Raw genomic sequence first — 24,162 nt, forward strand, 5'->3', positions numbered from 1 at the left:
GGGTCACGCAGGCGTGCCGCCGTGTTGACGTGCTGTGATGTCGGCCTTACGGCTGATTTTTAGTTACGCCAATTCCTTTGTACAGCGGAAGGCGTCGCATTGTGAAGCCCACCCAATTACATGCGCGTGTCCGAGTGCAATCCGGTAGGCGGATTTTTTCGAGGATTTTCCGCCGGTGTTGTCGGTCCGTTGTCGGTCGGTTGTCGATCCCTTGTCCGGCCCGATATCCGACCGTGATCGGGCCGGTCCGATATCTACCCGCGTAGATTCTGTGGGCAGGTAGTGTGATGGGACCGCCTTCGCACCACACACCGGGAGTGCCAGTGGCACGCGTCGTAGTCGACGTCATGCTCAAGCCGGAGATCCTCGACCCGCAGGGACAGGCGGTGCAGCGTGCACTGCCCCGTCTCGGTTTCGATGGAATCGCCGACGTCCGTCAGGGAAAGCGTTTCGAGCTGGAGGTCGATGGGCCGGTTGATGACGCCGCCCTCGCCCGTATCAACGAGCTCGCCGAAACGTTCCTCGCCAACACCGTCATCGAGAACTTCACCGTGAAGGTGGAGGCAGAGAAGTGACAGCTCGTATCGGAGTCGTCACCTTCCCTGGCACGCTCGACGACCGGGACGCTCTGCGCGCCGTGCGGCTGGCGGGCGCCGAACCCGTTTCGCTCTGGCATCGTGACAAGGGCATCCAGCAGGTCGACGCGGTCGTCCTCGCGGGTGGTTTCTCGTACGGCGACTATTTGCGGGCCGGTGCCATCTCCCGCTTCTCGCCGGTGATGGGGACGATCATCGAGCAGGCGAAGGCCGGTCTCCCGGTCCTGGGTATCTGCAACGGTTTCCAGATCCTCACCGAGTCGCATTTGCTGCCGGGCGCGATGCTCCGGAACAACCATCTCCACTTCATCTGCCGCGATCAGAAGCTGCGCGTCGAGAACGCGGAGACCGCCTGGACCGCCGACTACACCGCCGGCCAGGAGATCTCCGTACCCCTCAAGAACATCGACGGCCGTTACGTGGCCGACGAGCGGGTGCTCGACGAGCTGGAGGCCGAGGGGCGGGTCGCTTTCCGGTATCTCGACGGCAACCCGAACGGTTCGCTTCGCGACATCGCCGGTGTCACCAACGCCGAAGGCAACGTGGTCGGGCTGATGCCGCACCCCGAGCACGCCGTGGAGCCGCTGATCGGTACGGGGCGTACCGACGGCATCGGATTCTTCTCCTCGATCCTGAAGAAGCTGGTCAACGCATGACGACTGAACGAAACGAGAGCGCCGCCAAGGGCCGCCTCGACACCGTCAAGCACGCCGCCGAGACCCCCGAAGCCGAGCAGCCCTGGAAGGAGCTCGGCCTCAAGGAGGACGAGTACGCGCGGATCCGCGAGATCCTCGGCCGCCGTCCGACCGGCGCCGAGCTCGCCATGTACTCCGTGATGTGGTCCGAGCACTGCTCGTACAAGAGCAGCAAGGTGCACCTCAAGCAGTTCGGCGAGAAGGTCCCCGTCAACGACGCGATGCTGGTCGGCATCGGCGAGAACGCCGGTGTCGTGGACGTCGGCCAGGGTTACGCGGTCACCTTCAAGGTCGAGTCGCACAACCACCCCTCGTACATCGAGCCCTACCAGGGCGCGGCGACCGGCGTCGGCGGCATCGTCCGCGACATCCTCGCCATGGGGGCCCGCCCGGTCGCGGTCGTCGACCCGCTGCGGTTCGGCGCGGCCGACCACCCCGACACCCGGCGGGTACTGCCGGGTGTGGTCGCGGGCATCGGCGGTTACGGCAACTGCCTGGGGCTGCCGAACATCGGCGGCGAGGTCGTCTTCGACGCCTGCTACCAGGGCAATCCGCTGGTCAACGCGGGCTGCATCGGTGTGATGAAGCACGAGGACATCCACCTCGCGAAGGCTTCCGGCACCGGCAACAAGGTCATCCTGTACGGCGCCCGCACCGGCGGCGACGGCATCGGCGGCGTCTCGGTCCTCGCGTCCGAGACCTTCGAGTCGACCGGCCCCGCCAAGCGTCCGGCGGTTCAGGTCGGCGACCCCTTCCAGGAGAAGCTCCTCATCGAGTGCACCCTGGAGATCTTCAAGGAGAAGCTGGTCGCGGGCATTCAGGACCTCGGCGGCGCCGGGCTCTCCTGCGCGACGTCCGAGCTGGCGAGCGCCGGTTCGGGCGGGATGCGCGTCGAGCTGGACACCGTTCCGCTGCGCGACTCCTCGCTCTCGCCCGAGGAGATCCTCATGAGCGAGTCGCAGGAGCGCATGTGCGCGATCGTCGAGCCGCAGCACGTCGAGCGGTTCATGGAGATCTGCGAGAAGTGGGACGTCATCGCCACCGACATCGGTGAGGTGACCGAGGGCTCGCAGCTGGAGATCTTCTGGCACGGCGAGCAGATCGTGGATGTGCCGCCGCGTTCGGTCGCCCATGAGGGGCCCACGTACAACCGGCCCTACGCCCGGCCCGAGTGGCAGGACGCCCTCCAGGCCGACGACGCCAACAAGCTCCCGCGGCCGGCCACTTCGGCCGAGCTGCGCGAGCAGGTCCTGAAGCTCGTCGCGTCGCCGAACCAGGCGTCCAAGGCGTGGATCACCGACCAGTACGACCGTTTCGTGCAGGGCAACACGGTGCTCGCGATGCCCGAGGACGCGGGCATGGTCCGGATCGACGAGGAGTCGAATCTGGGCGTGACCATGGCGACCGACGGCAACGGCCGGTTCGCGAAGCTCGACCCGTACGCGGGTGCGCAGCTGGCGCTGGCCGAGGCGTACCGCAATGTCGCCACCACCGGTGCCAAGCCGCTGGCCATCTCCGACTGCCTGAACTTCGGCTCGCCCGAGGACCCCGCCGTCATGTGGCAGTTCGCCGAGGCCACCCGCGGTCTCGCGGACGGCTGCCTGGAGCTGGGGACGCCGGTCACCGGCGGCAATGTGTCGCTCTACAACCAGACGGGCGACGCGGCCATCCATCCGACGCCGGTCGTCGCGGTGCTCGGTGTGATCGACGACGTCAACCGCCGTACGCCGATGGCGTTCGCGGAGGAGGGTCAGCTGCTCTACCTCCTCGGGGACACCCGCGAGGAGCTGGGCGGTTCAGCCTGGTCGCAGGTGGTCCACGACCACCTCGGCGGGGTGCCGCCCCGGGTCGACCTGGGGCGCGAGAAGCTGCTCGCGGAGATCCTGATCTCGGCGTCGCGCGACGGCATGATCGACGCCGCGCACGACCTCTCCGACGGCGGTCTGATCCAGGCGGTCACCGAGTCCTGCCTGCGTGGCGGGAAGGGCGCGCGGCTGATCGTCCCCGACGGTCTGTCCGCGTTCACCTTCCTGTTCTCGGAGTCGGCGGGGCGCGCGGTCGTCTCGATTCCGCGCAGCGAGGAGCTCCGCTTCAACGACATGTGCGGGGCGCGGGGTCTGCCGGTCACCCGTATCGGTGTGGTGGACGGCGAGGAGATCGAGGTCCAGGGCGAGTTCAGCATCGCGCTGAGCGAGCTGAGGAGCGCGCACGAGGCCACGGTTCCGGCGCTGTTCGCCTGAGGCCGGTGGTGTGGTGCCCGGGCCTGCGTGACAGTGGGCTTGCATGACGGATCGGCCCCCAGGACTCAAGGCGAGGTCCTGGGGGGCCGTGCTGTGCTCAGGCCGGCCGGATCAGTAGCCGGCGGCCGCCTTCGGGTCGGGCCCGTGGGCGTTGCTCTGCCGCTCGCCCTCGGAGGCGAGGAAGACGAGCAGGATGATCCAGCCCACGAGCGGGACGATCACGATGAATATCCAGCCGCCCGACCTGCCGGTGTCGTGCAGGCGGCGCACGGTCACGGCGAGCGTCGGCAGCAGGACGGCGAGGCTGTAGAGGCCACTGAGCCAGTTGCTGTCGAGCACAGCCAGGGAAATGATCGCCAGCACGATGCTGATGATGATGCTGAACAGCGTGAACATCCAGTACTCCTGGCGCCGTGCGCGCCCGCTGAAGCCCACGTAGTTCTTGAGCACATCGAGATACCAGTTCACTTCGGTCCCCCCAAAGTCCTGCCGAGCGGCCCGTCTTGGTTGACGTGCCGGACCGCAGAACCTATGTGGCTTGATGTGGACGGGTCAAGGTGCCGTGTGTGACGCACAGATGACCGAGCGAGGTCGGGGCGATGTCGGACTCACCCTCTAGGCTCACTTGCATGCCGCCGTCCCAGAAGCGCGCCCGCCGCTACGACTCCGTCACGACCCGCACCGCTGTGCTGGCCCAGTTCGAGCATGTGCGGAGCGCGGTGACCGACCTCGCGCCCGACCGGCTCGCGCTGCCCACCCGGCTCGGAGACTGGACCGTGCGCGAGCTGGCCGCGCATTGCGCCATGGCCGTCGAGAGCATCAGCAGATGTCTCGACCTGGAGCCCCCGGCCGCCCAGGAACTGGCCCTGCTGGAATGGCCGTTCGCCACCGCCTCGGTCGCTGACCAGATCTCCGACGACGTCAGGGCGCTCGCCGCCGCCTCCAACCTGGAAGAGCTTTTCAGCCGCACCGCCGCCCGGATCGCCGAGCGGCTGCCCGGCGCCGACGGCGAGCGGCTGCTCGCCACCCGCGTGGGCGCCATGCGGCTCTGCGACTACCTGGTCTCGCGCTGTGTGGAACTGGTCGTCCACACCGACGACCTGAACGCGGCCGCCGGGCTGGAGATCCCGTACGACCGCCAGGCCCTGGCCGCCTGTACCCGGCTCCTCGCGGATGCCCTCGCGGTCAAGGCCCCGGGGGCGTCGACGGAGGTGCGGGTCCCGCCGTACGCCGTCGTCCAGTGCATCGAGGGCCCCCGCCATACCCGCGGCACCCCGCCCAACGTCGTAGAGACCGACCCGCTCAGCTGGATCCGGCTGGCCACCGGGCGTACGGAGTGGCAGACGGCCGTCGAGGGGGCGAAGGTCGCGGCGAGTGGCGAGCGCGCCGACCTCTCGGCTCTGCTTCCCGTCATGAGGTGACATGGGCTGAGAGGCCCTGAGAGGCCCTGGGAGGAGCTGTGGGCGAAGCTGCTGGGGCGGGGAAGGGGAACCGGACACCCCACCCGCCCCGTCCAACCGCCATGCACACGCAACGTACCGCCGTCGCCGCCCTGGCCCTCTTCACGCTGGCCGCCTGCGGCACGGAAAAAGGATCGGCGGGTTCGGGTAACCCGGCCGCCCCGGACGTCCCTCTCACCGGGACCGGCTGGACCGTCGACAGCGTCTCGGCGGGCGGCACCGTACGGAAGGCCCCGGCGGGTGCCGACATCGCATTCGAGAAGGGACGGGTGAACGGCTCGTCCGGCTGCAACCACTTCAGCGCACCGGTCACCGTCAAGGACGACACCCTCACCGTCGGCGCCGCCACCAGCACGCTCATCGGCTGTCCGAAGAACCTCCAGGGCTACGAGACGGCTCTCCGCAAGACACTCACCGGCAAACTCGCCGTCCACCTCAGCGGCGGGAAGCTCACTCTGCGTACAGAGAGGGGCGACTCCGTGACCCTCACACGGAAGCCCGCGGAGCGGACCCCTCCGCTCGTCGGGACGGCGTGGAAGGTGGACGCGCTGACCGACGGCGCGAGCATGTCCACCCTCCCGCGGGGCACGGCGGGGAAGGCCCGGCTGACCTTCGGCAAGGACGGATCCGTCCACGGAAACCTGGGCTGCAACAGGGTCAGCGGTATGGCAAAGGTCACGGGGAGCACCGTCACCTTCGGGCCTCTCACCACCACCCGCATGATGTGCGGGGCGCCCGCCATGGCCCTGGAGAGGCAGCTGCTCAGGGTGGCGCACGGCCCTGTGCGCTACGGAATCCAGCACCGCGCGCTCACGCTCACGGCCCATGACGGGACCGGAATCCGCGCCACCGCATAGCGCCGCGTATCGGTCAGAAGGGACGTCCGGGCGGATCCCCAATTCGGACCAGTGGTCGATCTCGCCTACACTCGGTGGCGTGCCTCGTGGTGATGGACGACTCAACCACGACCTGCTCCCCGGAGAGAAAGGCCCCCAGGACGCTTGTGGCGTCTACGGTGTCTGGGCTCCGGGCGAAGAGGTCGCCAAGCTCACCTATTTCGGACTGTATGCCCTGCAGCACCGTGGACAGGAGTCCGCGGGCATCGCAGTGAGCAATGGGTCCCAGATCCTGGTCTTCAAGGACATGGGTCTGGTCTCACAAGTCTTCGACGAAACCTCTCTCAGCTCTCTCCAGGGCCATATCGCGGTGGGTCATGCCCGCTACTCCACCACCGGAGCCTCGGTGTGGGAGAACGCGCAGCCGACCTTCCGTGCCACCGCACACGGATCGATCGCGCTCGGTCACAACGGCAACCTGGTCAATACGGCCGAGCTGTCCGCGCTGGTCGCCGAGCTGCCCAAGGAGCACGGCCGCTCCACCCAGCTGGCCGCGACCAACGACACCGATCTGATCACCGCGCTCCTCGCGGGTCAGACGGATGACGACGGCAAGCCCCTGACGATCGAGGAAGCCGCCCCCAAGGTGCTGCCCGCGGTGAAGGGCGCCTTCTCGCTCGTCTTCATGGATGAGCACACCCTCTACGCGGCCCGCGACCCGCAGGGCATCCGCCCGCTGGTCCTCGGCCGTCTGGAGCGCGGCTGGGTGGTGGCATCCGAGTCCGCCGCCCTGGACATCTGCGGCGCCTCCTTCGTCCGCGAGGTCGAGCCCGGCGAGCTGATCACCATCGACGAGAACGGTCTGCGTACCGTTCGATTCGCAGAAGCGAAGCCCAAGGGCTGTGTCTTCGAGTACGTCTATCTGGCGCGCCCCGACACGGACATCGCCGGCCGGAACGTCTACCTCTCGCGGGTGGAGATGGGCCGGAAGCTGGCCGCCGAAGCTCCGGCGGACGCCGATCTGGTGATAGCGACGCCCGAGTCGGGCACGCCCGCCGCGATCGGTTACGCCGAGGCCAGCGGGATTCCGTACGGCTCGGGCCTGGTCAAGAACGCCTATGTCGGCCGGACCTTCATCCAGCCGTCCCAGACGATCCGCCAGCTCGGTATCCGCCTCAAGCTCAACCCGCTCAAGGAAGTCATCCGCGGGAAGCGCCTAGTGGTCGTCGACGACTCGATCGTCCGCGGAAACACCCAGCGCGCCCTGGTCAAGATGCTCCGCGAGGCGGGCGCCGCCGAGATCCATATCCGGATCTCCTCTCCGCCCGTGAAGTGGCCGTGCTTCTTCGGCATCGACTTCGCCACCCGGGCCGAGCTCATCGCCAACGGCATGTCCGTGGACGAGATCGCGACCTCGATGGGCGCCGACTCCCTCTCGTACATCTCCATCGACGGCATGATCGAGGCGACGACCATCGACAAGCCGAACCTGTGCGGCGCCTGCTTCGACGGCGTGTACCCGATGGAACTGCCCGACCCCGAGCTGCTCGGCAAACAGCTGCTGGAGACCGAGCTCGCGGCCGGACCGGCGAGCACCGCCGCCGCCGAAGCGCTCCGTCGCCCGTAAGCCCCGCAGGACGACACGAAAGTCCCAGAACCATGTCTGCTGAATCTTCCGAGCGCGCTCCGCACCAGGCCGCCGGTGCCAGCTACGCGGCTGCCGGCGTCGACATCGAAGCCGGTGACCGCGCCGTCGAGCTGATGAAGGAGTGGGTGAAGAAGACGCAGCGCCCGGAGGTCGCGGGCCTCGGCGGCCTCGGCGGATTCGCCGGCCTCTTCGACGCCTCGGCCCTGAAGCGGTACGAGCGGCCGCTCCTCGCCTCCGCCACCGACGGCGTCGGTACGAAGGTCGACCTCGCCCGCAAGATGGGCGTGTACGACACCATCGGCCACGACCTCGTGGGCATGGTCGTCGACGATCTGGTCGTCTGCGGTGCCGAGCCGCTCTTCATGACCGACTACATCTGCGTCGGCAAGGTCTTTCCCGAGCGGGTCGCCGCGATCGTGAAGGGCATCGCCGAAGGCTGTGTGCTCGCCGGCTGCGCGCTGGTCGGCGGCGAGACCGCCGAACACCCCGGACTCCTCGGCGAGGACGACTTCGACGTCGCGGGCGCCGGTACGGGTGTGGTCGAGGCGGACCGGCTGCTGGGCCCCGAGCGGATCCGCGAGGGTGACGCCGTCATCGCGATGGCCTCGTCCGGACTTCACTCGAACGGGTACTCGCTGGTGCGCCATGTCGTCTTCGACCGGGCCGGCTGGACGCTGGACCGGGAGATCGCGGAGTTCGGCAGGACGCTCGGCGAGGAGCTGCTGGAGCCGACCAGGATCTACTCGCTGGACTGTCTGGCGCTGACCCGCACGACCGAGGTGCACGGCTTCAGCCACATCACCGGCGGCGGCCTCGCCAACAACCTGGCCCGGGTGATCCCGGACCACCTGCACGCCACGGTGGACCGTTCGACCTGGACCCCGGGCGCGGTCTTCGACGTCGTCGGCAGGGCCGGACAGGTCGAGCGCCTGGAGCTTGAGAAGACGCTGAACATGGGGGTCGGCATGATGGCCGTCGTCCCGGCGGAGTCGGTGGACGCAGCGCTGGCGACCTTCGAGGACCGGGGTCTGGACGCCTGGGTCGCGGGAGAGATCACCGGCCGCGGCGATCACGCCACGGGCGCCGAGCTGACCGGGAACTACGCCAAGTAGGCGGCCGGGAACAGGTCGGGGCCGGGGGACGGGCCGGGACAGGTCGCCGGAGTGCGCACCAGGTCACACGCCGGGTCGGTGCGGACGCGGCTGACCGCCCGTACCGCACCGGCAGACCGGCGGGCAGTGTGTGGACAGCACTGAACCCGGCCCGTGGCGCAGGCCCTGGACCGGGTCAGTGTGTCAGCGCAGCCGGAGGCCGCGCCGGGAAATGCTGTGAGGTGTTGTACGTCAAGCGCCGCGGCGCTGAGACGAAGGACCGGACTCGTCGTCCTCGTCCTGATCCTCGTTATAACGATCCGCGTACTGTGCGTACGGGTCATCTTCCTCTTCGTCGTCCTCGAACGGCTCCGCGTTCGGTGGCTGACTCGTAGGAGATGCGCCCAGCTCATTGGCCAGACGTGACAGGTCCGTTCCGCCGCTGCTGTACTTCAGCTGGCGGGCGACCTTCGTCTGCTTGGCCTTTGCCCGGCCGCGCCCCATGGCTCGACCCCCTCGGTGACGGGGCTCGACGGCCCCAGAGTCTTGACACCCGTTCATGATTCGGAACGGACTCTCCGTGAAGAGTCCGGTCCGTAGGGCTTCAACGGTACCTGCTTCCGCGGCCCTACGGTACGCCGCCCGCAGGTAGCGCCGCTTCACAGAACCGGCGAGGAGCCCCGTCCTCGCTGGTCAGCTGCGATTTTAACCTCTTCTCGGCCGCCGACCCGCCGACGGGGGTGAGTCACGTCTCCCCAACGGCGGGTCACTGGGGGTGCGCGGTCAGTTACTGACGGGGCGGCCGGTCGCCATGCGCTGCTCGGCGATCCGGTCGGCCGCCGCGGCCGGCGGAATGCCGTCGTCATTCGCACGTGCGAAGATCGCCAGCGTGGTGTCGAAGATCTTCGCCGCCTTCTTCTCGCACCGGCCGAAGTCGAAGCCGTGCAGTTCGTCGGCGACCTGGATCACCCCGCCGGCGTTCACCACGTAGTCGGGGGCGTAGAGGATGCCCCGGTCCGCGAGGTCCTTCTCGACACCGGGGTGCGCGAGCTGGTTGTTGGCCGCGCCGCACACCACCTTCGCGGTGAGCGCGGGCACCGAGGCGTCGTTCAGGGCGCCGCCCAGCGCGCACGGGGCGTAGATGTCGAGCCCTTCGGTGCGGATCAGCGCCTCGGTGTCGCCGACCGCGGTGACCCGGCCCGGGTGGCTGCCGGTGACGCGGCGCACGGAGTCCTCCCGTACGTCCGTGACCACCACCTCGGCGCCCTCGGCCAGCAGATGCCCGACCAGGTGGTGGCCGACCTTGCCGACGCCCGCGACGCCGACCTTGCGGCCGCGCAGCGACGGGTCGCCCCACAGGTGCTGGGCGCTGGCCCGCATCCCCTGGTAGACGCCGAAGGCGGTCAGCACCGACGAGTCGCCTGCGCCGCCGTTCTCGGGGGAGCGACCGGTGGTCCACGCGCACTCACGCGCCACCACGTCCATGTCCGCGACATAGGTGCCGACGTCGCAGGCCGTCACGTACCGCCCGCCGAGCGAGGCGACGAACCGGCCGTAGGCCAGGAGGAGTTCCTCCGTCTTGATCAGCTCGGGGTCGCCGATGATCACGGCCTTGCCGCCGCCGTGGTCCAGGCCGGCCATGGCGTTCTTGTACGACATTCCGCGGGCGAGGTTCAGCGCGTCGGCGACGGCTGCCTCCTCGTTCGCGTACGGGTAGAAGCGCGTACCTCCGAGGGCCGGGCCCAGGGCGGTGGAGTGGATGGCGATCACGGCCTTGAGGCCGGAGGCGCGGTCCTGGCAGAGGACGACCTGCTCGTGCCCGCCCTGCTCCGAGTGGAACAGGGTGTGCAGCACGTCCGCACGGCCGCCGGAAGCGTCCGGGACGTCGGGGACGAGTACGCCGGTCATATCGGTCACGGTGGTGACTCCCAAGTACGAGGCGGCGGCCCTCTTACGGGTGGAGAGGGCCGGATGGCAGCAGATTAGGCCCTGCGCGTCCGTGGATCAGGCGCAGTGCCGAGGATCACCCCCTCGTGGCGCGACGGCATGGGACGATTCAGCTTATGGCGGTGGTGTCCTCAGTGATCGTCCCCTACACGTCCTACCTGCGGGTGTACGAGCCCTTGGCGGCCTTCCCGGAGGCCGAGCGCGACCACTGGGCCCGCTATGCGCGGCGCAGCGATCTGCCGACGGCGCAGGACGAACTCCGGCGCTCGCTGGCCGATCTGCTGCCGACGCCTCCCGTCGCCGTTCCGGTGCACGAGAGCGCCGACGCGTTCGTGGCCGAGCTGGACGGGGTGGTCTGCGTCTGCCCCTGGCGGACCAGGCTGCGCGGCTGGCAGGCACTGGAGGCGATGGCGGGGCAGTACCCGGAGCCGGTGCTCGACGTGGTGCTCCCGCCCGTGGTGCGCCTGCAGGCCGTCGCCGACTACGGGCGCTGGCTGGAGCGGAACCCGGACGCGCGGCCGTGGATCCGTACGACGGTCTGGCATGTCCCGGTGCGCTGGTTCACGCTCTTCGACGACGAGGAGCGCGAGTACGAGAAGGCCGGTCCCGCCGAAGGGGAGGCCGCCGGGCCGCCGCCGGTCCTGCGCTACCGGACGCCGATGGTGCAGGCGAGGCGCCGGCTGGCCCGGTCGCTCAAGACGCTGCGGGAGCACTTCGAGGAGGGGCCGCTCACCGAGGGGCTGGTCGACGTCGGGAAGTGGCTGGAGGACTTCCACCCGAGGTCGCTGGTCGAGCTCGACTACGGCGGCCTGGTGCACGCGCTCTCCGACGAGCAGCTGGAGGAGGACCGGTCGGCCGCCGATGTGGCGGCCGCGGTGGCCGCGCTGCGTGCGGGTGACGAGGAGACCGCGGACGCGGCGTACGAGCGTCTGGCGGACCGCTGGAGGGCTGTCCGGGCGCGCCAGACCGCGAACTGACGGGTCGCTCGTCCGGGGGACCGATCGATCGGGGGACCTAGGTCCTGATCCGGGCCTTTACGTCAAGCGTGACGGACCGCACTAACCGGGGCCTTGCGCCCATCCCCCACCCTCGTGTCAAAATAGGACAAGGAGTCCGGGGAGGGCTCCGTCCGTCCAAGTAAGGGCGGATTCCTCGGCATTGCACTCTATGGGGGGTCTGATGGCTCCTGATGACCATGTGACTGATCGTCACTGGGGCGTGACTGTCCGCTATGACATGGTCCATCGGGCTTCGGCCGCTGATGAGCACCTGAGAGGGCAATTCCATCGGTTTGGCCGACGTGGCTGGACGGATGGTGTAGTTGTAGTGCCGAAGACAAGCCGTTCGTCCTATAACCGACTCGGCCCGTGTCCGCCATTTCGGGCAACGCGGGTCAAGGTGCAGAATTTAGAGGAAAGAACCGAGATGGTTCGGTTCTCCCGAGGAGGCCGCTCATGACCGCTCGCACCCCTGATGCCGAGCCGCTGCTGACCCCGGCTGAGGTTGCCACGATGTTCCGCGTGGACCCGAAGACGGTCACTCGCTGGGCGAAGGCGGGCAAGCTCACGTCCATCCGAACGCTGGGTGGGCATCGCCGGTACCGCGAGGCAGAGGTCCGTGCTCTGCTCGCGGGCATTCCGCAGCAGCGCAGCGAGGCCTGAACACCCTAATAAATCGGGCGTTTTCGGGTCTCCCAACCCGATTCGGCCCGTTATAGCTCCACTTGACGGCTGTCCGCCCCAACGGGCATCCGTTTTTGATCGCGCTGGACTCCGCCGGGTCCAGCGCGATCTTTTTGTGTTCTGTCCCACCCGGTGCCGTAAGGGGCCGCCGTGGCCTGCCCGTCGGCCGCCCGCCGGGTGCTCGTACGGGGCCGTCTGCCGGACTCTCGGGGTCTGTTGAGGGGCGTCCGATTCCGCCCTGTCGTCCCGTTGTCGGTGCCGTGCCGGAGGCTCAGCGTGTGCCGCCGGTTACGTCTCGCACAGCAGTGCAATTGCACATATTAAATTGGGTGGTTGTAGGGAGGGGTTAAGTTCACTACTTTTCAAAACTCTTTGCGTGACACCCGTCACATGGCTGGGCACTTGCCAAACGTGAGCCTGTCACGGAAAGACCCGGCGGGTCGCATGGTTCACCGGCGCGCCGGTGTGCGGTCCTCGCGGTCCTCGCGGTCCTCGTAGTCCTCGTGGTCCTCATCGGCGGTGGACGGCTCCATGGCGAGCCGCAGCAGCCGGTGGCAGACCGCGCAGTGCCGGGTGAGGTGGCGGCAGCCCACAGCGGCCGCCAGGTGGGCGCGCAGCAGCGCCCGCGTCTCGTGCCGTGTCGCCGTCGTCATGCGCCGACCTCCTGCCGCCGTCCGGAGAGCCTCGCCGCCCGGTGGGCCTCGGCCGCCCCCACGGACCCTGGCCGCCCTGCGGACCCCTGCTGTCTGAGTACCCGCGTGCGGGACGCGCCGTCAAGACGCGTGCGCGGGCGGCAGTGGAGCCGGAACAGCAGAAGGGCCCGCATCCGGCGAGGATGCGGGCCCTTCTGCTGTGTTGTTCTACTGCGGTCCTGACGGGATTTGAACCCGCGGCCTCCACCTTGACAGGGTGGCGAGCACTCCAAACTGCTCCACAGGACCAGGTTGCGCAGCCCCGCTGTACGAGAATCTCGCACGGTGTCGCTTCCGCTTGGCTGCGAGACAGACTGTACAGGAGGTCGGGCCCCCCGGTCGAACTGGCGGCAGGCGGTGCTGCGGACGGTGCTGCCGACGCTGCTGAGGACCGGCTGCGGGCCGCTCAGCGGACCCCCGCGACCACCGCGTCGATCGCCTTCACGATGCGCTTGTCGGAGACCGTCTGCGCCGTGCCGAGGGCGTGCGCGAAGTAGCTCACCCGCAGCTCCTCGATCATCCAGCGGATGTCGAGCGCCTCCTTCGGTACCGGCCGCCCCTGCGGCAGCTGCTCAAGCAGCCACGCGTACTCGTCCTGCATCTCGTGGACCTTCTCCATCCGCGTGGTGTCGCGCTGGACGGCCGTCGGCATCTGCTGGAGGCGGCGGTCCGCCGCGACCAGATAGCGCATCAGGTCCGGCAGCCTGCGCAGCCCGGTGGCGGTGACGAAGCCCGGTTTGACGAGCGTCGCCAACTGGCTCCGCACATCCGCCAGGTTGGCGACGAGGACCAGGCTGGTGGTGGACTTCAGCCGGCGCTCGGCCGCCTGCCAGGCCGCCAGGATCTGCTGGACCTGGTCGACTGTCCTGATGGTCGTCTCGACGAGGTCGGCGCGCACCTTCTCGTACAGCTTGCGGTACGACTCCTCGTCCCAGGCGGGCCCGCCGTGGTCGGCGATCAGCTGGTCCGCCGCCGCCATGGCGCAGTCCTCGAAGAGCGCCTGGACCGAGCCGTGCGGGTTGCGGGACAGAGCCAGTTTCGCCTGGTTGCTGAGCCGGTCGGACGCGAACTTGGCCGGGTTCACCGGGATGTTGAGCAGGATGAGCCTGCGGGTGCCCCGCCACATCGCCTGCTGCTGCTCGGCCTGGGTGTCGAAGAGCCGTACGGACACGCTGTCGCCCGCGTCGACCAGCGCCGGGAAGGCGCGCACCGGCTGGCCGGCCCGCCTGGTCTCGAAGACCCGGGAGAGGGTGCCGACCGTCCAGTCGGTGAGTCCGGTCCGCTCGACCGACTCGCCGGCCGGGCCCGCAGTCGCCGCTGCGGCCTTGGAGATCGCCTGGCGGGCCCTGGGGCGCAGCCGGAGCTTGAGCGCTTCGAGGTCCTTGTCCTCGGCCACGTTGCGGCGCCGCTCGTCCACGATCCGGAAGGTGATCTTGAGGTGGTCCGGCACCCGCGAGAGATCGAAGTCCTCGGCGGTGACCGGGACGCCGACCATGCGCTGGAGCTCCCGGGCCAGCGTCAGCGGCAGCGGCTCCTGGAGGGGCACCGCACGGTCCAGGAAGGCGCCCGCGTAGTTAGGCGCGGGCACGTAGTGGCGGCGGATCGGCTTGGGCAGTGAGCGGATCAGCTCGGTGACCACTTCCTCGCGCAGCCCCGGGATCTGCCAGTCGAAGCCCTCGGGCGTGACCTGGTTGAGCACCTGGAGCGGGATGTGGACCGTGACGCCGTCCGCGTCCGCGCCGGGCTCGAACTGGTACGTCACCCGGAACTTGAGCTTCCCCTGCCGCCAGGAGTCCGGGTAGTCGTCCTTGGTGACGGCCCCGGCCTTCTCGGTGATCAGCATCGAGCGCTCGAAGTCGAGCGCCTCGGGCTCTCTTCCCTCGGTGGCTCGCTTCTGCTTCCACCAGGAGTCGAAGTGGGCGCCGGATACGACGTGTTCGGGGATCCGTCCGTCGTAGAAGTCGAAGAGCGTCTCGTCGTCCACCAGGATGTCGCGGCGCCGCGCGCGGTGTTCCAGCTCCTCGACCTCGGCGAGGAGCTTGCGGTTGGCCGCGAAGAACTTGTGGTGCGTGCGCCAGTCGCCCTCGACCAGTGCGTTGCGAATGAAAAGCTCCCGGCTGGTCTCCGGGTCGATCCGGCCGTAATTGATCTTGCGCTGGGCGACGATCGGCACGCCGTACAGCGTGACCCGCTCGTACGCCATCACCGCCGCCTGGTCCTTCTCCCAGTGCGGCTCGCTGTAGGTGCGCTTCACCAGGTGCTGGGCGAGCGGTTCGATCCACTCCGGCTCGACCTTGGCGTTGACCCTGGCCCACAGCCGTGAGGTCTCCACCAGTTCGGCGGACATGATGAAGCGCGGCTGCTTCTTGAAGAGCGCCGAGCCGGGGAAGATCGCGAACTTCGCGTTGCGTGCGCCCAGATACTCGTTCTTCTCGGTGTCCTTGAGCCCGATGTGCGAGAGCAGCCCGGCCAGGAGCGAGGTGTGCACGGCCTGTTCGGGCGCGTCCTCCTCGTTCAGCCGGATGCCCATGGTCCTGGCGACCGAGCGCAGCTGCGCGTAGATGTCCTGCCACTCGCGGATCCGCAGGAAGTTCAGATACTCCTGCTTGCACATCCGGCGGAAGCTGGAGGAGCCGCGCTCCTTCTGCTGGTCGCGCACGTAGCGCCAGAGGTTGAGGAAGGCCAGGAAGTCGGAGGTCTCGTCCCTGAAGCGGGCGTGCTGCTGGTCGGCCTGCGTCTGCTTCTCGGCCGGGCGCTCGCGCGGGTCCTGGATGGAGAGCGCGGCGGCGATGACCATCACCTCGCTCACGCAGCCGTTCCGGTCGGCCTCCAGGACCATCCGGGCCAGCCTCGGGTCGACGGGCAGCTGGCTGAGCTTGCGCCCCTCCTGGGTGAGCCGCCGCTTGGGGTCCTTCTCCTTGGGGTCCAGCGCGCCGAGTTCCTGGAGCAACTGGACGCCGTCGCGGATGTTGCGGTGGTCCGGCGGGTCGATGAAGGGGAACTTCTCGATGTCGCCGAGGCCGGCCGCGGTCATCTGGAGGATGACGGACGCCAGGTTCGTACGGAGGATCTCGGGGTCGGTGAACTCCGGGCGGGTGAGGAAGTCGTCCTCGGCGTACAGCCGGATGCAGATGCCGTCCGACGTACGGCCGCAGCGGCCCTTGCGCTGGTTGGCGCTGGCCTGCGAGATCCGCTCGATGGGCAGCCGCTGGACCTTGGTGCGGTGGCTGTAGCGGGAGATACGGGCGGTGCCCGGGTCGATCACGTACTTGATGCCGGGGACGGTCAGTGAGGTCTCGGCGACGTTGGTGGCAAGCACCACCCGTCTGCCGCCGCCGGACGGGCGCTGGAACACCCGGTGCTGCTCGGCGTGCGAAAGCCGCGCGTACAGCGGCAGCACCTCGGTGCGCCGCAGGTTCCGTTTGTTCAGCGCGTCGGCGGTGTCCCGGATCTCGCGCTCGCCGGAGAGGAAGACCAGCACATCGCCCGGTCCCTCGTCCTGGAGCTCGTCGACCGCTTCGCAGATAGCGGTGATCTGGTCCCGGTCGCCTTCGTCGCCCTCCTCCTCCAGAAGCGGGCGGTAGCGCACCTCGACCGGGTACGTACGGCCGCTGACCTCGACCACCGGGGCGTCGCCGAAGTGCCGGGCGAAGCGCTGCGGATCGATGGTGGCCGAGGTGATGACGACCTTGAGGTCCGGCCGCTTGGGGAGCAGCTGGGCCAGGTACCCCAGCAGGAAGTCGATGTTGAGCGACCGCTCGTGCGCCTCGTCGATGATGATCGTGTCGTACGCGCGCAGCTCGCGGTCCGTCTGGATCTCGGCGAGGAGGATGCCGTCCGTCATCAGCTTGATGAAGGTGGCTTCCTGGTCGACCTGGTCGGTGAAGCGGACCTTCCAGCCGACCGCCTCGCCGAGCGGGGTGCTCATCTCGTCCGCGATGCGCTCGGCGACCGTGCGCGCCGCGATCCGGCGGGGCTGGGTGTGGCCGATCATGCCCCGGACGCCGCGCCCCAGCTCCAGGCAGATCTTGGGGATCTGGGTCGTCTTGCCCGACCCGGTCTCACCGGCGACGATCACCACCTGGTGATCCCGTATCGCCTCGGCGATCTCGTCCTTCTTCCGGCTGACCGGAAGCTGCTCGGGGTAGCTGACGGTGGGCACCCGGGCAGCCCGGCGCGCCATGCGGGCGGTGGACTTCTCGGCGTCGACGGCGATCTGGTCCAGCGCGGCCTGCCGGGCCTCTGGCTTACGTATACGGCGGGCGCCCTCCAGGCGTCGGCCGAGCCGGTGCGCGTCGCGCAGCGACAGCTCGTTGAGCGTGGCCTGGATATCAGCGAAGGAAGTAGACATACCTGAACCAGGATCTCACCCTGTGCAACCCGCTGGCGAACGGATTTGGCTGCCCGGATCTGGGAGCGTATGTCCGAGATGTTTGGTTTAGCTTGGTTCCATGCCCGACGAGACGGAACACCACGGCGCCACCGGCGCCCACGGCAGGCATCCGACCGGGGCCGAGCGGTGGGAGGAGTTCCGGAAGTCGCCCTTCGTGCCGGCGACCGTGCTGCTGTTCATCCTGGCGGCCGCCGCCGGGCTCTTCGCCGGTTCGTACACGTACTTCATGGCGAACCCGACCCCGCACCGCGTGCCGACCGCCGTCGTCGGCTCGTACACATCGCCCACCGGGCAGCGGTTCATCGGCGGGATGGAGAAGGCACTCGACGCTTCCCTGAAGCTGCAGGTGTACGAGACGAACGCCCAGGCGCGGCGGGCCGTGAACCAGCAGAAGGTCTTCGCGATCGTGCATGTGCGGAGCAGCGAGGTGCAGCTCGACTGTCCGGGGCGTCCGGCGCCTCGGTCGCGCAGGTGCTCGTGGAGTCCGCGCCCGCGGTGGCGAAGGCGACCGGTGTCCCGGTCCGGGTGAAGGACGTCAACCCACTCCAGAAGGGCGATCCGCGCGGACTCGCGCTCTTCTACATCTCGCTGGCCGCGGTGATCGTCGGCTTCGTCGGCGCGATCCAGCTCTCCGTGCACGCCCGCGGTCTCAACCCGGCGGAGCGCATCGTCTACATCGTGGCCAACGCGCTGCTCGGCGGCTTCGCCATCGCGGCCGTCGTCGACTGGCTGCTGGGCGCGCTGCGTCTGCCGTTCGTGGAGTCGTGGCTGATCCTGGCCTTCACGATGTTCACGTCCGGCATGGTCTTCACGATGTTCAACACCCTCATCGGCCGCTGGGCGATGCTTCCCACCTGGGGGTTGATGGTGCTGCTCGGAAACCCGTCCTCGGGCGGCGCGGTGTCCTGGCCGCTGCTTCCCTCGACGCTGGGCCATATCGGGCAGTGGCTGCCGCCGGGCGCCTCGGTCAACGCCCAGCACACCGCCGTCTACTTCCGCGGCTACCAGCACGCCTTCCCGTTCCTGGTGCTCGCAGGATGGTCGCTGGTGTCGTGTGCCGTCTTCTGGACCTGGCGCCACCGGCACCCGGGCGGGCGTACGGTGCTGGGCGGCCGGGGGGCTTGAAAAGGGGGCAGGAGCGGGTCCTGACATGCGAAAAGCCCCGACGCGCGGTCGGGGCTCTCGAAGTGGTGGCTGGGGCCGGGATCGAACCGGCGACCTATCGCTTTTCAGGCGATCGCTCGTACCAACTGAGCTACCCAGCCTTGCGGTACCCCTTGCTCCAAGAGCTTGGGGAAAGCAGCGCATACGCTGCAGCGGTCCTGACGGGATTTGAACCCGCGGCCTCCACCTTGACAGGGTGGCGAGCACTCCAAACTGCTCCACAGGACCAAGCAATGTGCGAGAAATATTCTCGCACACAGTTGTGCGTGCCCCCAACGGGATTCGAACCCGTGCTACCGCCTTGAAAGGGCGGCGTCCTGGGCCACTAGACGATGAGGGCTAAGGGCCCGCCTGGGCGCTTTGCAGCGCGTCGGGGACGTCCGAAGCATATGGGATGGCGGCGTGGTTCGCCAAAACGGTTTAGCGCGACGTGGGCGAGGGCTTCGCTCCGGGCAGGTTGCCGTCCGGCAGATGCCTGCTGACCTCGGCCGTCGTCAGGCCCAGGCCGCCCAGCGTGATCTCGTCCCACGCCTGCAGACGCCGGGTCGACCGGTCCAGGTAGAGCACCGATGCGAGCACCTTCTCGGGGTGCTTGTTCTGAACGGCGCGCAGCCCGCCGCCGCCCGTCGAGCCCTCCACCTTCAGCCGGGTGCCGAGGGGGAGCATCAGATTCTCGCGGTGGTGCACATGCCCGGCGAGCACCAGCGGGACCGTGCCGTCCGTCTCGCGGGCCGCCTGCGGCTCGTGCGCGACCGCGATGTCGACCGGGGTGCCGGCCCGCTTCTGGTCCTCGATGGCGGAGGCGAGCCGGATTCCGGCCAGCCGCTCCGCCGCGTCACCGCCGGGTACGACTGAGCGGTCCGGGGTGAACTGCGGATCACCGGTCCCCGCGATCCGCAGGCCGCCGACGCTCACGGCGCTGCCGTTGTCGAGTACATGCACGTTCCTGAGGTGCTTCAGATACTTCTGCGTGGTGGCCGAATCGTGGTTGCCGCGGACCCATACGTACGGCGCTCCGAGATCCGGTACCGGGTCGAGGAAGGTGTTCTCGGCGGCGCTCCCGTGGTCCATCGTGTCGCCGGAGTCGATGATCACGTCGATCTTGTACTGCGTCACGAGCGAGCCGATGATCTGCCACGACGCCGGGTTGAGATGGATGTCGGAGACGTGCAGCACGCGGATCGTGCCGGGGTCCGGCTGGTACGCGGGGAGGGTCGACGTGGCGTCGTACAGCCTCGTCACGTTGGTGACGAGGCGCGCCAACTCCTCCTGGTAGACGTTGAAGTCGGTGACGATCGAGCGCGCGTTGCCGACCACTTGCGGGGCGGACGAGAGCAGCCCGGAGAACTTCGGCTCAAGGAGAGACTTGGGGTTCCACGTCGCGTACGCGGTGGCGCCCGAAGCCGCGAGCAGTACGAGCGCGAGCCCGCCGGCCGCCAGGGCGCGGCGCGGCCTCCGGTAGACGACCAGGCCGAGCGCGGTGGCGCCGATCACCACGGCGGCGCAGGAGCGTGCGGCCAGGTCGAAGGTGCTGTGTTCGACGTCGTGGGCGATCTCGGTCTGGAGGCCGGAGATCCGCTCGGGGTGTTCCACCAGGGCCCGGGAGCGGACCGGGTCGAGACGGTCCACGTCGACGTCGAGCCGTATGGGAGCCGTGTGCGAGTCGAGTTCGAGCGCGCCCAGCGGCGAGACATTGATCTTGGTGCCACCGGTGAGGGAAGGGCGCAGCGTCATGGTGGTGTCCATGGGGCCGACCTGCGACCGGACGTTGCCCACGACCAGCAGTCCCAGCCAGGCGCCGAGCAGCACGACGGCCACCATGGCGGGCCCCCGGAGCCAGGGGCGCGGGCGTGGGGCGAGGGAGAGTTCGCGCGGCGCTGAGCCGGGGCGGGAGGTGCGGCGCGCGCTCAGTGCCCGGGCGGTGCGCAGCGCCCGGAGTTGCCGTAGTCGGTCGGCGGCGGCCATTGGTGCGGTATGCCCACGAGGCGCAAGTCCCATGCGGACCCGGCGCATACGAGGGAACTACGGGACAATGGGCGGGTGCTGGAGATGACGCGTGAGGAGTTCGAGGAACTGGTCGCCGAGGCGCTGGACCGCATCCCGCCGGAGCTGACCCGGCTGATGGACAACGTCGCGGTGTTCGTCGAGGACGAGCCCCGGTCCGACGCCCCCGAGGTGCTCGGTCTCTACGAGGGGACACCGCTGACGGAGCGCGGCGAGTGGTACGCGGGTGTCCTGCCGGACCGGATCACCGTCTACCGGGGGCCGACGCTGCGGATGTGCTCCTCGCGCGAGGCGGCGGTGGCCGAGACGGAGATCACCGTGGTGCACGAGGTCGCGCACCACTTCGGGATCGACGACGAGCGGCTGCACGCACTGGGGTACGGCTGAGCGACGAGGGGCTGTGCGCAAGGGGGTACGGGGGTGCGACGAGGGGCTGCACGCACGGGGGTACGGCTTACCGGGGGCGGGGGCGGGGGTGACCGTGTGTACGGACCGCCGCCGGGCGTGTCCCTTCCGGGGGCAGGGGAGTTGGGCAGGGCGGCCCCACCCGGTCCGTTCCCCGTAAGTCCGCTCCCTCCGGAGGTGCGCCCCGTGCGCCAGTTGCCTGTCCCTGCCCGGTTGATCGCCGCCGTGATGACGGTGGCGGCTTCGGCGGGCTGTATGAGCGTCACCGACCACCCCGGCAGGCCCGCGCCGTCCGCCACGAAGGGGACGCAGCGCACGGACGCCCGGCCGGACGGCGCCGCCCCCGACAGCGGCGGGCGCGACCGGGTGCACGGTGGCGCGGTCGGCGGGAGTGACGAGGACCCTGACGGACAGTCGGCGCAGGGGGATTCCGCCCGGAAGGCAGCGAGCGGGAGCAAGGGGGTGACCGCGGGGAAGGGCCGCGAAGGAGGGGCGCCCTCGGCGGACCCGTCGGCGCCCGGTGCCCGGCGGTCGCCCCGCCCCGGACACTCCGGCCCGCCGGCGGGCGGCAGGCCGCCCGGCCGTCCGGCGCCGCCCGCCGGCAGCCCCACGCCGCCCGGGCAGCCATCCGACCCACCGCGTACGAGCCCCACGCCCGGTCCGGGCAGCTCCCCGCCCGGGGCCACGACGTCCCCGTCCGTCGGCCCCGCCAAGCGGTCCGAAGCGATGCAGATTCCACTGGCATCACCGCAGGTGGGGCCCGTGCGGCAGGTTGGGTTTGCCAGAAAGGGGGAAGGGTGAGTATGGTAGTAGATCGTTTGATCCCATTGCCCGGCGCCACTGTGTCTCTTGATCAGCAAGAGGCGAAGAGCGCCCCGAGGCGCGTTCTCTCCCTTACCGTGACTGGTCCGCATTGAGGCGGTCGAAATAGCGATTCACGGAGTTATGGGCGCGTGCCGAAACTCCGGAAGGTTTCGCATTTCGCATGTCCAATTTCAGTTCTGACCACGCCGTCATGCCCGAGAACGACGAGATCGTCGCCGACGCCGAGGCTGTCGTGGTCGAGGTCGAAGAGGCCGTCACCGAGGCCGTAGCCGCCGAGGACACCGCCACCGAGGCCGCAGTCACCGACGAGACCGCCGTCGGCGAGTCCGTCACCGATGAAGAGCCCGCCGAGCCGACCGTGACCTTCGGGTCGCTCGGCCTGCCTGACGGCATCGTCCGCAAGCTCGCCCAGAACGGCGTCACCGCGCCCTTCCCGATCCAGGCAGCGACCATCCCGGACGCCCTGGCCGGCAAGGACATCCTGGGCCGTGGCCGTACCGGCTCCGGCAAGACCCTCTCCTTCGGCCTCCCGCTGCTGTCGACGCTCGCCGGCGGGCACACCGAGAAGAAGAAGCCGCGCGGCATCATCCTCACCCCGACCCGTGAGCTCGCGATGCAGGTCGCGGACGCGCTCCAGCCCTACGGCGACGTGCTCGGCCTGAAGATGAAGGTCGTCTGCGGCGGTACGTCGATGAGCAACCAGATCTACGCCCTGGAGCGCGGCGTCGACGTCCTCGTCGCCACCCCGGGCCGTCTGCGCGACCTCATCAACCGTGGCGCCTGCTCGCTCGCCAACGTCCAGGTCGCCGTCCTCGACGAGGCCGACCAGATGTCCGACCTGGGCTTCCTGCCCGAGGTCACCGAACTGCTCGACCAGATCCCCGGCGGCGGCCAGCGGATGCTGTTCTCCGCCACCATGGAGAACGAGATCTCCACCCTGGTCAAGCGCTACCTGACCAACCCCGTCACGCACGAGGTCGACAGCGCGCAGGGCAACGTCTCGACGATGACCCACCACGTCCTCGTGGTGAAGCCGAAGGACAAGGCGCCGGTCACCGCCGCCATCGCCGCCCGCAAGGGCCGTACGATCATCTTCGTCCGCACCCAGCTGGGCGCGGACCGCATCGCCGAGCAGCTGTGCGAGTCGGGCGTGAAGGCCGACGCGCTGCACGGCGGCATGACCCAGGGCGCCCGTACGCGCGTTCTTGAGGACTTCAAGAAGGGCTACGTCAACGCGCTCGTCGCGACCGACGTCGCCGCCCGCGGTATCCACGTCGACGGCATCGACCTGGTCCTGAACGTGGACCCGGCCGGGGACCACAAGGACTACCTGCACCGTTCGGGCCGTACCGCCCGCGCCGGCAAGTCAGGCACGGTCGTCTCGCTGTCGCTGCCGCACCAGCGTCGCCAGATCTTCCGGCTGATGGAGGACGCGGGCGTCGACGCCACGCGCCACATCGTCCAGGGGGCCGGGGCCTTCGAGCCCGAGGTCGCCGAGATCACCGGTGCCCGTTCGCTGACCGAGGTCCAGGCCGACTCCGCGAACAACGCCGCCAAGCAGGCGGAGCGCGAGGCCAAGGACCTCACCCGTGAGCTGGAGCGCGTCCAGCGCCGGGCGACCGAGCTGCGCGAGGAGGCCGACCGCCTCGTGGCGCGTGCCGCCCGCGAGCGCGGTGACGACCCGGAGGCCGCTGTCGCCGAGGTGCTGCAGGCCGCCGAGGCCGAGATCGCGGCCGCCGTACCGGAGCAGCCGAGGGCGGAGCAGCGCGAGGAGCGCCGCGACGACCGCGGCAACTTCGGGCGCCGTGACGACCGGGGCGGCGACCGTGGGGGATACCGCGGCGGCGACCGTGGTGGTTTCCAGCGCCGTGACGACCGTGGTGGCAACGGCGGTTTCCGCCGTGACGACCGTCCCTCGGGTGGTTCCGGTGGTGGCTTCCGTGGCGGCGAGCGTCGTGACAACGACCGTCCGTCCGGTGGTTTCCGTGGCGGCGAGCGTCGGGACGACCGCGGTGGCAACGGCGGCTTCCAGCGTCGCGACGACCGCCCGTCCGGCGGCTTCCGTGGCGGCGAGCGTCGTGACAACGACCGTCCGTCCGGTGGTTTCCGTGGCGGCGAGCGTCGGGACGACCGCGGTGGCAACGGCGGCTTCCAGCGTCGCGACGACCGCCCCTCCGGCGGCCACCGCGGCAGCGACCGTCCGTTCAACCGCGACCGCCGCGACGACCGCCCCACCGGCGGTTTCCGCTCCGGCAGCAGCGACCGTCCGACCGGCCGCCGCGACGACCACCGCACGACCGGAACGGGCACCGGCACCGGTTCCTTCGGCCGCCGCGACGACAAGCCGCGCTGGAAGCGCAACGGCTGAGCCACCTGCCCGGCGTGAGCCGGCAACGGTGAGCCACTGAATCCGGCTTGACCAGAGAAGCGGGCCCCTCCTTCGCGGAGGGGCCCGCTTCTCTTTCGCTGCGTCTCTCTTTCGCT

Annotated in this window: 17 protein-coding genes, 4 tRNA genes and 1 pseudogene; 12 read left to right on the forward strand and 10 right to left on the reverse strand. The window is 69.4% G+C overall.

What is annotated here, in order from left to right; translation table 11 throughout:
• Window positions 1-323 precede the first annotated feature (323 nt).
• From purS to purL, 3 genes are read left to right on the forward strand one after another with little or no spacing between them, the layout of a single operon-like run.
• Window positions 324-575 carry a phosphoribosylformylglycinamidine synthase subunit PurS gene (gene purS / locus OG452_RS18035; RefSeq protein WP_266855405.1) on the forward strand — a complete coding sequence of 84 codons (252 nt, stop codon included), beginning with the start codon at window positions 324-326 and terminating at the stop codon, window positions 573-575.
• Window positions 572-1,252 (forward strand): phosphoribosylformylglycinamidine synthase subunit PurQ, encoded by a 681-nt coding sequence (gene purQ, locus OG452_RS18040; protein ID WP_327296606.1) that lies wholly within the window; start codon window positions 572-574, stop codon window positions 1,250-1,252. Before purS ends, purQ begins: the two co-directional genes overlap by 4 nt.
• Window positions 1,249-3,531: a phosphoribosylformylglycinamidine synthase subunit PurL gene (gene purL / locus OG452_RS18045; protein ID WP_327296607.1), complete on the forward strand. Its 2,283-nt coding sequence runs from the start codon at window positions 1,249-1,251 to the stop codon at window positions 3,529-3,531. Before purQ ends, purL begins: the two co-directional genes overlap by 4 nt.
• A gap of 111 nt (window positions 3,532-3,642) precedes the next feature.
• Here purL and OG452_RS18050 read toward each other — a convergent pair whose 3' ends face one another.
• Complete coding sequence (locus tag OG452_RS18050; protein WP_327296608.1) at window positions 3,643-3,999, reverse strand: DUF805 domain-containing protein; 357 nt, start codon at window positions 3,997-3,999, stop codon at window positions 3,643-3,645.
• 161 nt (window positions 4,000-4,160) lie between these two features.
• Here OG452_RS18050 and OG452_RS18055 point away from each other — a divergent pair, with 161 nt between their 5' ends.
• The 4 genes from OG452_RS18055 (at window position 4,161) to purM (ending at window position 8,587) form a co-directional block, all read left to right on the forward strand.
• Window positions 4,161-4,952, forward strand: coding sequence for a maleylpyruvate isomerase family mycothiol-dependent enzyme (locus OG452_RS18055; RefSeq protein WP_327296609.1), 792 nt, complete (start codon window positions 4,161-4,163; stop codon window positions 4,950-4,952).
• Window positions 4,953-5,053: 101 nt separating this feature from the next.
• Window positions 5,054-5,848, forward strand: a complete 795-nt coding sequence (locus OG452_RS18060) for an META domain-containing protein (protein WP_327296610.1) — start codon at window positions 5,054-5,056, stop codon at window positions 5,846-5,848.
• Window positions 5,849-5,927: 79 nt separating this feature from the next.
• Window positions 5,928-7,454 carry an amidophosphoribosyltransferase gene (purF, locus tag OG452_RS18065; protein ID WP_327296611.1) on the forward strand — a complete coding sequence of 509 codons (1,527 nt, stop codon included), beginning with the start codon at window positions 5,928-5,930 and terminating at the stop codon, window positions 7,452-7,454.
• A 32-nt stretch (window positions 7,455-7,486) separates the two neighbouring features.
• A complete protein-coding gene (gene purM / locus OG452_RS18070; protein ID WP_327296612.1) occupies window positions 7,487-8,587 on the forward strand; it encodes a phosphoribosylformylglycinamidine cyclo-ligase in 1,101 nt (366 codons plus the stop codon).
• A gap of 231 nt (window positions 8,588-8,818) precedes the next feature.
• Here purM and OG452_RS18075 read toward each other — a convergent pair whose 3' ends face one another.
• Together OG452_RS18075 and OG452_RS18080 are read right to left on the reverse strand one after the other, a co-directional pair.
• Window positions 8,819-9,070 (reverse strand): DUF3073 domain-containing protein, encoded by a 252-nt coding sequence (locus OG452_RS18075; protein ID WP_164263978.1) that lies wholly within the window; start codon window positions 9,068-9,070, stop codon window positions 8,819-8,821.
• 279 nt (window positions 9,071-9,349) lie between these two features.
• On the reverse strand, window positions 9,350-10,474 hold the full coding sequence (locus tag OG452_RS18080) for a Leu/Phe/Val dehydrogenase (protein ID WP_327299680.1): 1,125 nt from the start codon (window positions 10,472-10,474) through the stop codon (window positions 9,350-9,352).
• 155 nt (window positions 10,475-10,629) lie between these two features.
• On the opposite strand from OG452_RS18080, the gene OG452_RS18085 reads away from it, so the two are divergent.
• Both OG452_RS18085 and bldC read left to right on the forward strand, forming a co-directional pair.
• Window positions 10,630-11,490, forward strand: coding sequence for a hypothetical protein (locus OG452_RS18085; protein WP_327296613.1), 861 nt, complete (start codon window positions 10,630-10,632; stop codon window positions 11,488-11,490).
• 477 nt (window positions 11,491-11,967) lie between these two features.
• Window positions 11,968-12,174: a developmental transcriptional regulator BldC gene (bldC, locus tag OG452_RS18090; protein WP_003949541.1), complete on the forward strand. Its 207-nt coding sequence runs from the start codon at window positions 11,968-11,970 to the stop codon at window positions 12,172-12,174.
• Window positions 12,175-12,644: 470 nt separating this feature from the next.
• On the opposite strand, the gene OG452_RS18095 is transcribed toward bldC, so the two are convergent.
• The 3 genes from OG452_RS18095 to hrpA all read right to left on the reverse strand — a co-directional run bounded on the left by OG452_RS18095 (window position 12,645) and on the right by hrpA (window position 17,238).
• Window positions 12,645-12,848: a DUF6274 family protein gene (locus OG452_RS18095; protein ID WP_327296614.1), complete on the reverse strand. Its 204-nt coding sequence runs from the start codon at window positions 12,846-12,848 to the stop codon at window positions 12,645-12,647.
• Window positions 12,849-13,061: 213 nt separating this feature from the next.
• A tRNA-Asp gene (locus OG452_RS18100) sits at window positions 13,062-13,136 on the reverse strand.
• 157 nt (window positions 13,137-13,293) lie between these two features.
• A complete protein-coding gene (hrpA, locus tag OG452_RS18105; protein WP_327296615.1) occupies window positions 13,294-17,238 on the reverse strand; it encodes an ATP-dependent RNA helicase HrpA in 3,945 nt (1,314 codons plus the stop codon).
• Between the two features lie 100 nt (window positions 17,239-17,338).
• Between hrpA and OG452_RS18110 the strand changes: the two are divergent.
• Window positions 17,339-18,405, forward strand: a pseudogene (locus OG452_RS18110) (ABC transporter permease).
• 63 nt (window positions 18,406-18,468) lie between these two features.
• Here the strand turns inward: OG452_RS18110 and OG452_RS18115 are convergent.
• The 4 genes from OG452_RS18115 to OG452_RS18130 all read right to left on the reverse strand — a co-directional run bounded on the left by OG452_RS18115 (window position 18,469) and on the right by OG452_RS18130 (window position 20,409).
• Window positions 18,469-18,545, reverse strand: a tRNA-Phe gene (locus OG452_RS18115).
• 52 nt (window positions 18,546-18,597) lie between these two features.
• Window positions 18,598-18,672: transfer RNA gene (locus OG452_RS18120), tRNA-Asp, on the reverse strand.
• Window positions 18,673-18,711: 39 nt separating this feature from the next.
• Window positions 18,712-18,784: transfer RNA gene (locus OG452_RS18125), tRNA-Glu, on the reverse strand.
• 80 nt (window positions 18,785-18,864) lie between these two features.
• Window positions 18,865-20,409: a metallophosphoesterase family protein gene (locus OG452_RS18130; protein WP_327296616.1), complete on the reverse strand. Its 1,545-nt coding sequence runs from the start codon at window positions 20,407-20,409 to the stop codon at window positions 18,865-18,867.
• A gap of 75 nt (window positions 20,410-20,484) precedes the next feature.
• Between OG452_RS18130 and OG452_RS18135 the strand changes: the two genes are divergently transcribed.
• Entirely contained in the window at window positions 20,485-20,835 is a 351-nt protein-coding gene (locus tag OG452_RS18135) for a metallopeptidase family protein (protein ID WP_327296617.1), read from the forward strand.
• A 1,033-nt stretch (window positions 20,836-21,868) separates the two neighbouring features.
• Window positions 21,869-24,046 (forward strand): DEAD/DEAH box helicase, encoded by a 2,178-nt coding sequence (locus OG452_RS18140; protein WP_442810157.1) that lies wholly within the window; start codon window positions 21,869-21,871, stop codon window positions 24,044-24,046.
• The last annotated feature ends 116 nt before the right edge of the window (window positions 24,047-24,162 follow it).

Origin of the sequence: Streptomyces sp. NBC_01197, from assembly GCF_036010505.1 — a bacterium.
Classification (GTDB): Bacteria; Actinomycetota; Actinomycetes; order Streptomycetales; family Streptomycetaceae; genus Streptomyces.